This is a genomic window from Candidatus Njordibacter sp. Uisw_058 (genome assembly GCF_047730065.1).
Taxonomy (GTDB): domain Bacteria; phylum Pseudomonadota; class Gammaproteobacteria; order Pseudomonadales; family Balneatricaceae; genus Njordibacter.
This window is the reverse complement of sequence record NZ_CP159829.1, coordinates 185,294-199,233: the sequence shown is the minus strand read 5'-3', so window position 1 is coordinate 199,233 and position 13,940 is coordinate 185,294. Positions and strand designations below refer to the sequence as shown.

Below are 13,940 nucleotides of genomic sequence, written 5' to 3'. Positions count from 1 at the left end.
TACAGGGGCTTTAAATGCCACCTAAGACACGGAAATACTTTACAATAGCGTCATAAAAATTGGGTCTATTGGGAAAACTAAAGTGTCGGTGGTACTAACTTATTGTTTGAAATTTTTGCCTTTTCTAAGCTGGGCGAAAAACACCACTGCAGACAGCGCAAGACAAGATGCCATGGCTGGTCTCACTGGGGCAATTATTGTTTTGCCACAGGGTGTTGCCTATGCCTTAATTGCCGGCTTACCGCCAGAATATGGTTTATATGCCGCCATTGTGCCCGCTATTATTGCAGCCTTATTTGGCTCATCTTGGCATCTTATTTCGGGCCCTACAGCGGCCTTATCTATCGTGGTTTTCACCACCATTAGCCCTTTGGCTGAAATAGGCTCTGCCAATTACATTGCTTTAGCCCTAAGCCTGACCTTAATGGCAGGTTTATTTCAGCTACTCTTGTCTTTAGCACGCATGGGCACCTTGGTTAACTTTGTGTCTCACTCAGTAGTGGTGGGTTTCACATCAGGGGCCGCGGTAGTGATTGCCACTAGCCAAATTAAAAATGCCTTAGGCCTAGACCTAGAAGCGAGTGGTAACTTCATTCTTAACTGGATTACGGTCAGTAAAAATATTGCCAGCACCCATTGGCCTAGCTTAATCATTGCCCTCATCACTTTGACCACGATGATCCTCATCAAACGCTGGCGCAGGCAATGGCCTAACATGTTAATCGCCATGATCATGGGCAGTATAGCCACCCAGCTATTACTGTTATCCCCTTTCCAGGCGGCTACACAGATTGCTTTAGTGGGGGAAATTCCATCACAACTACCGCCTTTGTCCATGCCTGTAATGAACTGGGATGTGCTCAGGGAACTGGCCCCTGGGGCCATGGCTTTGGGCCTTTTGGGGTTGGTGGAAGCCGTGTCTATCGCCCGTTCTGTGGCCACTCGGTCAGGCCAACGCATTAATGGTAATCAAGAATTCATTGGTCAATCCTTGTCTAATATTATTGGCAGCTTCACCTCTAGCTATGCCACTTCTGGGTCGTTTACTCGCACTGGCGTCAATTATGAAGCAGGTGCTAGCAGCCCCTTAGCCGCCCTATTTGCGGCTATTTTTCTGGCTTTAATTGTGCTGCTTTTGGCGCCTTTTGCAGCTTTCATTACCCTGCCAAGCATGGCTGCTATCTTACTCATCGTGGCATGGAATCTGATTGATTGGCACCATATTAAGGTCATCTATCGAGCGGGTAAAACCGAATCGACAGTCTTTGGTGTGACCTTTGGGGCCACCTTATTATTGCCCATGGAATTTGCCATTTACCTTGGCGTACTTTTGTCATTGGTGCTTTATTTACGCCGCACCTCAAAGCCTAAAATTACGGCTTTAGCCCGCAGCCACCATACCAAACAACTGGTGCCTGCCCAACGGTCTAACTTGCCAGAATGTGAGGCCCTAAAGATCATCCGCATTGATGGCTCAATCTTTTTTGGGGCAGTGGACTATGTGCAATCAGCGCTTATGGTGATCCCCCAAAAACATGTGTTGATTGTGGCCAGTGGCATTAATTTTATGGATTTAGCGGGCACCGAGTTGCTGGCTAGCGAAGCCAAGCGTTTAAATGCCCTTGGTGGTGGCTTGTACCTGTGCAATACCAATGGCAGCGTCATTAAGCCCATTATCCGCAATGGCCATTTAAGCGCGATTGGAAAGCGCCATTTTTTCGCCACTAAAGCCCTAGCCTTAAGCGGCATTGATGACATTTTACACGGCCACACCTGTGCTGGCTGCACGCCCTAAAGCCAGGCTTTTATTTCTCTCAAAAAGAGCAGGCCACATACCCTAAGCAGCTGCTTTTATATTAGTCTATAAGTTATGAGTTTAGCTTATTTCTGTCATTATTTTTAGGCACAAAAAAACCCGCGCTAGGCAGGTTTTTTTAACTCGGATACTGCAACGCCACTTACTTGGTAGTGCGGGCACCAAAGCGCTTATTAAAGCGATCAATACGGCCGCCAACATCGATGTTTTTCTGCTTGCCTGTGTAGAATGGGTGGCATGCTGAACAGGTGTCAATGTGCATGTCTTTGCACAATGTTGAACGCGTTTCTACCACGTTACCACATGAACACGTGGCCTTAATGGCTTCGTACTTAGGATGAATATCTTTTTGCATGGAAAATAACCTCAGGGTTATGGCGCCGCCACTTGATCTATTGCCAAGCACCGCACCGAACAGAGACCTTAAAAGATCTCGTTTAACTTGGCGTACCATTTGGTGGTAAGCCAAAAATAGAGGCAGAATTTTACCAGACATCAACGGATTAGCAAGTCTTTTTCCTCACGTGAGTTTTACAATGCACCAAATACCTTGTTTATGTGGGTAAAGCACCACAAAACTAAACACTTTGGTGTAGGATAAGCGCCTAACCAACTTGTCTTTAGCAATCAACTTTTAGTGCCTATGTATTTACAAATCGCCATCGCTACAGGCCTGCGCCAAGAGTTTACTTACCTAGCGCCCGACCCAAGTAAAAGCTCACACCAACCAAAAATTGGCTTACGTGTGCGAGTGTCTTTTGGCCGCAGTGAAAGGGTGGGACTTATTGTTGGCATTAAGCAAACCACAGACCTAGACCTCAGCAAGCTCAAGCCCATTATTGAACTATTAGATGATACACCATTGTTGTCGCCAGAGCTTTGGCAACTGGGGATATGGGCCGCTGATTATTACCAACATCCATTGGGTGATGCGCTCATGCACTTGTTGCCTGCGAAACTAAGACAACCTATACCCAATCAACTGATTCAATTTAATTGGAAGATCTCTACTGTAGAAGCCGAATTTGGTAGGGCTAAAAAACAGCAGGCTTTGTGGCAACAAATTAACACCTTAGCCCCTGAATTCAATCTCAGTCAACTGCAAAACATGGGCATTAAACCCAGCCAACTCAAACCTTTTTTGGATAAGCTGTGGCTCACCACCAGCTACCCTAAGTCACAAGAAGTGACTTTAAAGTTAGCTCAAAAAGCCTTAGACCTTAACCTTGAACAAGTCCAAATTGTTGAACATTTAGCAAGGGTAAAAGGCACTTTTAGTTGCAATTTACTCAATGGTGTTACGGGTAGTGGCAAGACAGAGGTGTATTTACATGCGATTGCACATCAGTTGCAGGCCGGCAAACGGACCTTATTATTGGTACCCGAAATTGGCCTGACACCACAGCTACTGCAACGGTTACAAGCGCGCTTTGACAATCGCGTACTGGCATTGCACTCAGGCCTTACAGAACACCAAAGACTGAATGCTTGGCAACAAGCTGGACTGGGGCAAGCTGATATCATCGTTGGCACCCGCTCTGCCTTATTCACACCTATACCCCAATTAGGTTTAATCATTATTGATGAAGAACACGATCAAGCCTATAAACAGCAAGAAGGTTTTCGCTATCATGGTCGCGATTTAGCTATAAAACGGGCGGCTGACGCCAACATTCCAATTTTACTAGGCTCCGCAACACCTTCACTAGAAAGTTTGGCAAACGTTACCCGTGGCCGATTTACTCAATGGTTGTTGACTCAACGAGCAGGTTCAGCCAATAGTCAAAGTTATCAGGTCATCGATTTACGCAACCAACCCCAGCAAGCAGGAATATCGGAACAGTTGCAGGGCATGATTCAAATCCAACTCGATCTGGATCATCAAGTCTTACTCATGCTCAATCGGCGGGGTTTTGCTCCAAGTCTGCAATGCCAAACGTGTGGCGCAACTGCGCAGTGCCCCGCCTGCGATGCCAATATGACCTTACATCGGCGACCGCCAAGGCTGCATTGCCATCACTGTGAGCACCAACAACCCGTGCACTTGCATTGCCCCCAGTGTCAGAGTCACCAGTTAAAACCTTTGGGGCAAGGCACCGAGCGCACAGAAGAGCAGCTTAATACCCTCTTTCCCAATACTCCCGTGCATCGCATAGACCGTGACACGACCCGTAAAAAAGGCAGTTTAGACAACATGTTAGAGCAAGTGCATAGTGGTGCACCTTGTTTACTCGTGGGTACCCAGATGTTGGCTAAGGGTCATCATTTCCCTAATGTGACCTTGGCTGCTATTTTGGATGCCGATGCCAGTCTGTTTAGTAGTGATTTTCGTGGCCCAGAAAAACTTGCTCAACTACTTGTGCAAACTGCAGGTCGCGCTGGCCGTGATCAAATACCGGGTACAGCAGTCATTCAAACCTACCAAGCAGATCACCCTACTATTGAGATTCTTGTCACTCAGGGTTATAACGCCTTTGCCACACAAGAACTCACTCGCCGTCAACAAAGTGGTTTACCTCCAGTGGGCCATATGGCCCTGTTTCATGCTCAGGCCAAAAATGCAACGCAGGCCTTTGCGCTACTCAATTGGTTAAGTCAGCAAATACAAAATCCAGCGCTAACGCCCCTAACTAAGGCTTTGCTTATGTTTGGCCCTATGCCGGCCTTTATGGCTCGCAAAGCCAATTATTATCGTGCCCAACTGCAACTTCAGCACCCTAACCGCAAACAGTTGCAGCAATTATTACTGCAATTGTGCAACTTATTAGATCAACATCCAGCTGCTCGTAAAATACGCTGGAGCCTAGACATAGACCCACAAGAACTGGGATAATTACGAGTCATCCCTACGCAGTTTGTAAGGCCTCACTTGGAGGCCACATTTAATCCCTTTAGAAGCCAAAACACCGTCATGAAGCAATACATTGCAGACCTTATTCACCAAGCCATCGATGCCCTTAAAACAGCGGGAGAGTTCGATTCTGACCTTGTCGCCCATGTTCAAATAGACAATACCCGCGATAAACAACATGGTGACCTTGCTTGTAACGTGGCCCTGACATTGGCTAAGATGGCGCGGCGTAAGCCTCACGACATTGCTCTACTTATCTGCCAACACTTGCCTCAATCAGACTTAGTGACTAAAACCGAAATCGCTGGTCCTGGCTTTATTAACTTTTTTATCAGCCAAGATGCCACTCAAGCGGTGATTGGTAGAGTGCTCAGCGAAGCCGAAAAATTTGGCCGCAATCACAGTGGTGCAGGCCATAAAGTACAAGTGGAGTTTGTGTCTGCCAATCCTACCGGACCTTTGCATGTTGGCCATGGCCGGGGTGCAGCCTATGGTGCCAGCCTTTCTAACTTGCTAGAAACCGCTGGCTTCCAAGTAGAAAGAGAATATTACGTTAACGATGCGGGCCGCCAAATGGACATTTTGGCCGCCAGTGTGTGGCTTCGTTATCTGCAATTAGCAGGTACAGAAGTTGTTTTTCCTAGTAATGGTTATCAAGGTGATTATGTTAATGACATCGCCCAACAACTGCACCAGCAAGCAGGTGATCGACTAAAGCACAGTACCACGGCGGTCATGGCAGACCTTCACGCCGATGCGCCTGCAGGTGATAAAGAGAAGCACGTTGATGATTTAATTGTGCGCGCTAAAAGCTTATTAGGTGAAGCAGATTATGACCTAGTGTTTGATGCTGGCCTAAACTCTATTCGAGATGATATTAAGCATGACTTGCGCGGCTTTGGGGTGGACTTTGACCAGTGGTTTTCGGAACGTAGCCTAGACCAGAACGACCAGATCAACCGGGCAATTACTAAGCTACAAGAAAAAGGCCATGTGTATGAAGATGGAGGGGCCTTATGGTTCCGGTCAACTGAGTTTGGTGACGACAAAGACCGCGTGGTTAAACGTGACAATGGACAAACAACCTACTTTGCGTCTGATATTGCCTACCACTTGAACAAGTTCGAGCGGGGCATGGATACCGTCATTAACGTGTGGGGCGCCGATCACCACGGTTACATCACTCGGGTCAAGGCGGCTCTTCAAGCCCTCGGTATAAATCCTACTCGCTTAGTGGTTAAACTGGTTCAGTTTGCTATTTTATATCGCGGCCAAGAACGCGTGCAAATGTCGACCCGAAGCGGTTCTTTTGTAACCCTGCGGGAGCTGCGAGAAGAAGTTGGTAAAGATGCCTCTCGCTTCTTTTATGTGAACCGTAAGGCTGAACAACATATGGATTTTGACTTAGAACTGGCCAAGTCAGAGAGTAAAGACAACCCGGTCTACTACATACAGTATGCCCATGCTCGCATCTGCACCTTGATCAGAAAACTAGCAGATAAAGATATGGCGTGGGATTCAATCATGGGTCTTGAGCAGCTGGAGCTACTGAGTGAAGCGACAGAAATAGCCCTAATGCAGCAGATTGAGCTCTACCCTGAAGTCATTGCTCAAGCGGCCAAAAACCATGAACCTCATCAAGTGGCTCATTACCTTAAAGATTTAGCCAGTAATTTCCACAGCTACTATAACGCCCATCGTATGGTCATTGATGATGCCCAGCTGCGTAATGCTCGCATGTGCCTGTGCATGGCTGCCCGCCAAGTCATAGACAACGGCTTAGGCCTTTTGGGTGTTGACGCACCAGAGCAGATGTAAATATGGCTCGCCAAGATTACGCTCGACGTAAACCTAAGAAACAACAGCGTAAACCTGTCGTTTCACGGTGGGTAATGATCTTTACCTTAGGGGTCAGCATCGCTTTTTTAGTGGGCCTATGGTTTCTTTCGCAACAGCCTGACGACACCAATGCCAGCGCCATTGTGACTGAAAAAACCAAGCCTACTGAAAGGGTTAAATTAGTACCCAAAAAGACCGACAAAGGGCAGGCCAACAAAGATACGAGCGCAACCAAAGGTAGCTTTGATTTTTATACCTTACTACCAGACAGTATAGTCACTCCAGAGCAAGTGGAAGCCTATGTCTCTACCCCAAAAGACCCCAAGAAGAAGACTAACGTCATATTGCAGGCTGGATCTTTTCGCAAACAGGCTGATGCGAATCGACTTAGGGCTCAATTAATTCTCATTAACATGAATAATGTGGTCGCCGAAAAAACAGTGTCGAGTAACGGTTCTGTCTGGTACCGAGTCCGCATCGGCCCATTCAATAACCGGTCTACCCTTAATAAAGCTGAAGATATTCTTGCTCAGCAGGGCATTGAATCTATTCGTATTAATAAAACCACTAACTAGTCCAGAGTTGAAGTCATTTGCGCTTGAATTCTAGCGTCTTGACCCCATTCTAAACAGGTCAGTCTTAGACGAGTGGTCTAAGCTTTACAACTCAGTAGGAACAAAGCATGACTACCATAATATCAGTACGCCGCGGCAATCAAGTGGTGTTGGGTGGTGACGGTCAAGTCTCTTTAGGCAATACCGTCATGAAAGGTAATGCTCGTAAAGTTCGACGCTTGTACCACGACAAGGTCATTGCTGGTTTTGCTGGGGGCACTGCAGATGCCTTTACTCTATTCGAACGTTTTGAAAGCCAGTTAGAAAAGCACCATGGCCAACTTGTGCGTTCAGCGGTAGAACTAGCCAAAGAGTGGCGCAGTGATCGCGCATTGCGAAAGCTGGAAGCGATGTTGGTGGTTGCCAATGAGGAAGCCTCACTCATTATCAGTGGCACGGGTGACGTCATAGAACCAGAGCATGGGCTAATTGCTATAGGTTCAGGTGGTAATTTTGCCCAAGCCGCTGCCCTAGCTCTGCTGGATAACACGGACCTTTCGGCCCAAGACATCGTTAGTAAAAGCCTCGATATAGCGGCTAATATTTGTGTTTTTACTAACCACCAAACGACCATTGAAACTATTGACCTAACGGCTCAAGCTAAAAAATAAGGCTGAATCATGTCTCAACTGACCCCTGCTGAAATTGTCAGCCAACTCGACAACCACATTATCGGCCAAGATGCTGCCAAACGTGCAGTCGCAATTGCACTGCGCAATCGCTGGCGCAGAATGCAGCTCGAACCCAATATGCGCGCTGAAATTGCCCCTAAAAACATTATGATGATTGGTCCTACGGGAGTAGGCAAAACTGAGATTGCGAGACGTTTAGCTAAATTATCTAACGCACCTTTTATTAAGATTGAAGCCACTAAATTCACCGAAGTGGGTTATGTAGGACGTGACGTAGAATCTATTATTCGTGATCTCATGGAAACGGCAATGAAGATGCTGCGTGAAGATGCGATTACTAAAGTAGCCAACCGAGCAGCAGACCGTGCAGAAGACCGCATTTTAGACGTGCTGCTGCCGCCTGCTAGAGGTGCAGATGGAACAGCAGACACGAAGGAGTCTGGCACGCGTCAGGTATTCCGTAAGAAGCTCAGGGAAGGATCGCTAGACGATAAAGAAATTGATATCGAAGTGTCTAGTACACCCATGGGTGTTGAGATCATGGCACCTCCTGGCATGGAAGACATGACTAATCAACTGCAAGGTTTGTTTGCCAACATGGGCAAAGACAAGAAACAAACCAAAAAGATGAGTATTGGGGACGCCCTCAAACAGCTTCAAGATGAGGAGGCTGCAGGTCTGGTTAAAGAAGAGGATCTGAAACAACGTGCATTAGACGCCGTAGAGCAAAATGGCATTGTGTTTTTAGATGAAATTGACAAAATTGCCAAAAAACAAGAAGGCGGCAGTGGTGACGTTTCCCGTGAAGGTGTGCAGCGTGATTTGTTGCCGCTCATCGAAGGCTGCACTGTCACCACTAAATACGGCATGGTGAAAACTGACCACATCCTGTTTATTACGTCAGGTGCATTCCATGTGGCTAAGCCTTCAGATCTTATTCCAGAGTTGCAAGGCCGATTACCCATTCGGGTAGAGCTAAACGCCCTGCGTCCAGAGGACTTTGCTCGTATTCTTACGGAACCTAATTATTCGCTCACGCAGCAATATATTGCTCTTTTGGGTGTCGAAGGGGTTGATCTTGAATTTACTAAGGACGGCGTTAAGCGTATTGCAGAACTCGCCTATGAGGTTAATGAGAGTACCGAAAACATAGGTGCACGACGTTTACATACCCTCTTAGAACGACTGCTAGAGGACCTGTCATTCACTGCGAGTCAAGCGGCCGGAGCTAAAGTGGTGATTAACCAAACATACGTTGATAATAATTTAGAAGACCTAGTCAAAGACCAGGATTTGAGTCGCTACATTTTGTAGCTTAGCGGCCATCATTGGCATGGGGGCGCTCCTAACTGACGGTGTACCTAACCAAAGTAGCGGTCTAGTTGTTTATTGACTTCTGCTTCAATCTGACCCTTCATCGGCGTCAACATCATGCCAAGGGTCAGTTCAACATCCACCACGCCTTGTGATAACACCAACGAACCTTTAACTCCTTGGCGCTCAACGACTAGAACATCACCTTGCCAAACGCCCTTCACACCTAACTTAGTTTCTAACTTTGCGGCAAAGGTGCGCGTGACTTTGCGAGCGTCTTTCATGCTATGCTGGTGGGGATAGGACACATGTATGCTGGCCATGGAGGCTCCGAAAACAAGGGATATGAGCGCTCTATGGTAATCGTGCGTAAATTGATAAACAAGGGAGTAACGCAGGGGTTTGCGTGTTTTATTTTCTTTATGCCTAATTACTAGCGCTGTATAACTTTTTAGTATTAGACACTGCGGTAGAAGTTGGTAATATCTCTTCAGCGCAAATAAAAATAAAAAGCGCAATAAGAAAAAAAGATACCCTTTGGCTTAACAATAAAAATAACCAAGCCTCAGAAAGCAGCTCGATGAGCTGCTTTTTTTATGCCTAAAATTTAGTTATACAGCGAGCTAAATCGCCCCAATAAACCCTTTTAACTCGCGCACTCTTGAGTGACTACCCATTCAGATAAGCTTAATAAGCGCGCTTTTAGCTGGTCATATTCTTCCTGAGCTGCTTTAGAGTCGCTACTGCCATCAACCAGAAATAAAACTGGCCAATAAAGCACTCCTCCAACAAATTCTAAGCGCTCCATGTCTGCATCTTCATCTCTAACATCTGCAATGTCATGCATCTGGCTAGTAATACGTCGGGCCTCAGAGTAAAGCTGATCACAACTAAATTGGTCGTAGGCGGCAGTAAAACTTGGCACGCTGGACTCTGGAACCGCACTCGTTGGCGCATTTGTGCAAGCCGCAGCTAAACTGGCTAAGATTAATAATTTAAATTGTTTCACATTAGTTCCTCTGCGGTGATTTAAACTAACAGAACTTAAGCCAAGCTGGAAGCGCCACTAATTATTTATGCACAATAAAAAGCCGGCATTTAAGCTGGCTTTTTATTGACCTTAGCTGAATTTACTTGGGCGCGCGTTTGCGTGCATTTTCTGTCAGTAAACGCTTACGCAGGCGAATAAAGTTAGGTGTCACTTCGACTAACTCATCGTCTTCAATAAACTCAAGCGCTTGCTCCAACGAGAAACGGATTGGTGGACTCAGCACAATGTTTTCATCTGTTCCTGCCGCACGGATGTTGGTCAGTTGCTTACCCTTGGTAGGGTTAACAGCCAAATCATTACCACGACTGTGCACGCCGATCAGCATCCCTTCGTATACATCAATGTTAGGTTCAACCATCAAACGGCCCCGAGTTTGCAGGTTAAACAAAGCGAAGGCTAAGATTTTACCTTTTACCATGGAAACTAAAACACCATTTTGACGCTCAGCCAAGGCACCCTGCTTTACTTCACCGTAGTGATCAAACACAGACGTCATGACACCACTACCAGAGGTTAAAGTTAAGAATTGGCCACGAAAGCCAATTAAACCTCGAGAAGGGATAATAAATTCTAGTCGGGTACGACCTTTGCCATCTGGCTCCATGTTAGTCATGTCAGCCTTACGGCGGCCCATTTCTTCCATCAAAGAACCCTGATGTTGGTCTTCACAGTCGATTAGTACGGCTTCGTATGGCTCCATCATTACGCCATCAACTTCTTTCTCGATCACCTGAGGACGACCCACACCCACTTCAAAACCTTCGCGACGCATGCTTTCAATCAGCACAGAAAGGTGCAACTCACCCCGTCCTGAAACCACAAAGCGGTCAGGTGTGTCACCTTGTTCAACTCGCAAGGCCACGTTATGTATCAGCTCACGATCTAAGCGGTCTCGAATATTACGACTGGTTACAAACTTACCGTCTAAGCCAGCAAATGGTGAATCATTGACCTGAAAGGTCATGGACACTGTCGGCTCATCAATGCTTAGGGCAGGCAACGCTTCAACGTGGTCTGGATGACATATGGTGTCAGAAATGTTTAAGCCATCAATACCCGTGACACACACAATATCACCCGCCTTCGCTGTGGGTACATCAATGCGATCAAGGCCCATGTAGCTCATGACATTTTGTAGCTTAGCGGCACGCTGCTTGCCATCTGAACTCACAACCTTAACCTGTTGGCCCACTTTCATGCTGCCACGCTTAATACGGCCTACACCAATAACCCCAACATAGCTCGAATAATCTAAGGCAGAGATTTGCATCTGCAAGGGTCCCTCAAGATCAACATCTGGAGCTTTAACATACTCGACCAAGGCTTCAAACAGCGGATCCATGTTTTCTGACATGTTATCTGGCGATGGACCTGCAATGCCATTAATGGCCGACGTGTACATGACAGGAAAATCTAACTGCTCATCTGTCGCACCTAATGAATCAAATAGATCAAAAACTTGATCCATAACCCAATCAGGCCTTGATCCTGGACGGTCAATCTTGTTAATCACTACAATGGGGCTCAGGCCTTGCTGAAACGCCTTTTGAGTTACAAAACGTGTTTGTGGCATTGGGCCATCTACGGCATCAACTAACAACAATACACAATCCACCATGGATAGAACTCGTTCTACCTCACCACCAAAGTCGGCGTGTCCTGGCGTGTCTACAATATTGATATGGTAGCCGTTCCAGCTCACAGCCGTGTTTTTTGCCAGAATAGTGATACCGCGCTCTTTTTCTTGGTCGTTAGAGTCCATGATGCGCTCTGAACCTTGGTCACGCCGATCGAGTGTGCCCGATTGTTCTAGCAACTTGTCTACCAAGGTGGTTTTACCATGGTCTACGTGGGCTACAATCGCCACATTTCTTAACTTTTCGATCATCTCACTACTCCAAACGGCCGCAACTGAACATGGCCACAATACGTATGGGCGCTACTTCAATGTAGCGCCAAAAAAATGCAGCGCGAATTATAGCAAAAATACACTCATAACACAGCACCTTAAACGGAACGAAAGAAACATTTATACAGGCCTACTATTTTGCACTTATTTGGTGCGAAAGGTATTCAATAGCGACCTATTTTAGTGCATAATTGTAATAGATTGACTTAGTTTACGATTGTTCGCCCTTCAATAGGGCGTTAGCTGATTAAAAAGGCATCAGAATGTGACCAAAACCGCCATAGAGAGTCGCTTTTAACTATTAATGTAAAGTTGGCACGGCCGTTGCTTAAGAGTTATCAGGAATGATAGCCAAAGCGCTAGAAATTATATACGTAACCCACTGGCCTTTAAGCCAGTCTTGATTGGAGAGACTACATGTCTGCAAACACCCTTAAAATGATCCAAGACAGCGAAGCGCGCTGGGTCGACCTACGCTTTACCGATACCAAAGGCAAAGAGCAGCACGTTACTATACCTGCAAGTACAGTTGATGAAGACTTTTTCGCTGAAGGCCAAATGTTCGATGGATCCTCTATTGCGGGTTGGAAAGGCATTAACGATTCAGACATGATCATCATGCCCGACGACAGCACGGCGGTGTTAGACCCATTCACAGAAAGCACAACAGTTAATGTACGTTGCGACGTTATTGAACCAGCCACCATGCAAGGCTACGACCGCGACCCACGCTCAGTGGCTGCACGCGCTGAAGAATATCTTAAGTCGACAGGCATTGGTGACACGGCTTACTTCGGCCCCGAGCCCGAGTTTTTTGTGTTTGATGACGTGAAATGGAAATCCGATATGCAAGGCTCCATGTACGAAATCAACTCAGAAGAAGCCGCTTGGCAGTCTAATGCTACCATCGAAGGTGGTAACACAGGCCATCGTCCAGGTGTTAAAGGCGGATATTTTCCAGTGCCACCAGTCGACTCTTCCCATGACATGCGTGGTGCCATGTGCGATGCCATGGAATCTATGGGGGTTGAGATAGAGGTTCATCACCACGAAGTAGCCACTGCTAACCAAAACGAAATTGGTACTAAGTTCAGCACCTTAATTCGCAAGGCAGATGAAGTACAGATTCTGAAGTACTGTGTGCACAACGTCGCTCACGCCTATGGCAAGACGGCCACATTTATGCCTAAGCCGATTGTTGGAGATAACGGTTCTGGCATGCATGTGCACCAGTCAATCGCTAAAGATGGCGTTAACCTTTTTGCTGGTGACGGCTACGGTGGTCTATCTGACACAGCCCTTTATTACATTGGCGGTATTATTAAGCATGCGAGGGCGCTTAACGCCTTTACTAACGCTTCAACAAATGCCTACAAACGCCTAGTGCCAGGATTTGAAGCCCCAGTAATGCTGGCCTATTCGGCTCGTAATCGCTCTGCTTCTATCCGTATTCCATACGTAAGCAATCCCCGTGGACGCAGAGTAGAAGTACGCTTCCCTGATCCAACAGCTAACCCATATTTGTGCTTTGCAGCGCTTTTGATGGCAGGCCTGGATGGCATTCAAAACAAGATCCACCCTGGCGATGCAGCCGATAAGGATCTATATGACCTACCTGCAGAAGAAGCGGCTGCTATCCCAACAGTGGCACGAAGCTTAGAAGAAGCTTTGAGCGCACTTGAAGCAGATCGAGAGTTCTTGACTCGAGGCGGTGTGTTTACTGACGAAATGATCGATGCATACATCGAGCTTAAAAACGGCGAAGTAGAAGCAGTTAACAGCGTGACTCACCCCGTTGAGTTTGGCCTTTACTACTCTTGCTAAAAGCCTTACCAAAGCCCTCCTTGGAGGGCTTTTTAAGCTTCCCTGACGCACTAAATTGGTGCGTTATAATTTGACTAACCCTTTTTACAC

General features: G+C 46.7%; 11 protein-coding genes. 7 read left to right on the top strand and 4 right to left on the bottom strand.

Going from position 1 to position 13,940, the window contains the following annotated elements:
* The first annotated feature begins 82 nt into the window (after window positions 1-82).
* Complete coding sequence (locus tag ABXT59_RS00975) at window positions 83-1,795, top strand: SulP family inorganic anion transporter (protein ID WP_443637102.1); 1,713 nt, start codon at window positions 83-85, stop codon at window positions 1,793-1,795.
* Between the two features lie 163 nt (window positions 1,796-1,958).
* Here ABXT59_RS00975 and rpmE read toward each other — a convergent pair whose 3' ends face one another.
* Entirely contained in the window at window positions 1,959-2,171 is a 213-nt protein-coding gene (gene rpmE / locus ABXT59_RS00970; protein WP_443637100.1) for a 50S ribosomal protein L31, read from the bottom strand.
* A 288-nt stretch (window positions 2,172-2,459) separates the two neighbouring features.
* Between rpmE and ABXT59_RS00965 the strand changes: the two genes are divergently transcribed.
* The 5 genes from ABXT59_RS00965 (at window position 2,460) to hslU (ending at window position 9,066) form a co-directional block, all read left to right on the top strand.
* Window positions 2,460-4,649, top strand: a complete 2,190-nt coding sequence (locus tag ABXT59_RS00965; protein ID WP_443637099.1) for a primosomal protein N' — start codon at window positions 2,460-2,462, stop codon at window positions 4,647-4,649.
* A 78-nt stretch (window positions 4,650-4,727) separates the two neighbouring features.
* Window positions 4,728-6,485, top strand: a complete 1,758-nt coding sequence (argS, locus tag ABXT59_RS00960) for an arginine--tRNA ligase (protein WP_443637097.1) — start codon at window positions 4,728-4,730, stop codon at window positions 6,483-6,485.
* A gap of 2 nt (window positions 6,486-6,487) precedes the next feature.
* Entirely contained in the window at window positions 6,488-7,081 is a 594-nt protein-coding gene (locus ABXT59_RS00955; RefSeq protein WP_443637095.1) for an SPOR domain-containing protein, read from the top strand.
* Between the two features lie 107 nt (window positions 7,082-7,188).
* Complete coding sequence (hslV, locus tag ABXT59_RS00950) at window positions 7,189-7,731, top strand: ATP-dependent protease subunit HslV (protein ID WP_443637094.1); 543 nt, start codon at window positions 7,189-7,191, stop codon at window positions 7,729-7,731.
* A 9-nt stretch (window positions 7,732-7,740) separates the two neighbouring features.
* Window positions 7,741-9,066, top strand: a complete 1,326-nt coding sequence (hslU, locus tag ABXT59_RS00945; RefSeq protein ID WP_443637093.1) for an ATP-dependent protease ATPase subunit HslU — start codon at window positions 7,741-7,743, stop codon at window positions 9,064-9,066.
* A 47-nt stretch (window positions 9,067-9,113) separates the two neighbouring features.
* On the opposite strand, the gene ABXT59_RS00940 is transcribed toward hslU, so the two are convergent.
* The 3 genes from ABXT59_RS00940 to typA form a co-directional block, all read right to left on the bottom strand.
* Window positions 9,114-9,389, bottom strand: a complete 276-nt coding sequence (locus ABXT59_RS00940; RefSeq protein WP_443637092.1) for a polyhydroxyalkanoic acid system family protein — start codon at window positions 9,387-9,389, stop codon at window positions 9,114-9,116.
* Window positions 9,390-9,712: 323 nt separating this feature from the next.
* Window positions 9,713-10,075, bottom strand: a complete 363-nt coding sequence (locus ABXT59_RS00935; RefSeq protein ID WP_443637090.1) for a hypothetical protein — start codon at window positions 10,073-10,075, stop codon at window positions 9,713-9,715.
* Window positions 10,076-10,196: 121 nt separating this feature from the next.
* The gene (gene typA / locus ABXT59_RS00930) at window positions 10,197-12,005 is read right to left on the bottom strand and encodes a translational GTPase TypA (RefSeq protein ID WP_443637089.1); all 1,809 of its coding nucleotides are present in this window, start codon (window positions 12,003-12,005) and stop codon (window positions 10,197-10,199) included.
* Window positions 12,006-12,443: 438 nt separating this feature from the next.
* On the opposite strand from typA, the gene glnA reads away from it, so the two are divergent.
* A complete protein-coding gene (glnA, locus tag ABXT59_RS00925) occupies window positions 12,444-13,850 on the top strand; it encodes a glutamate--ammonia ligase (protein ID WP_443637087.1) in 1,407 nt (468 codons plus the stop codon).
* Window positions 13,851-13,940: the final 90 nt, after the last annotated feature.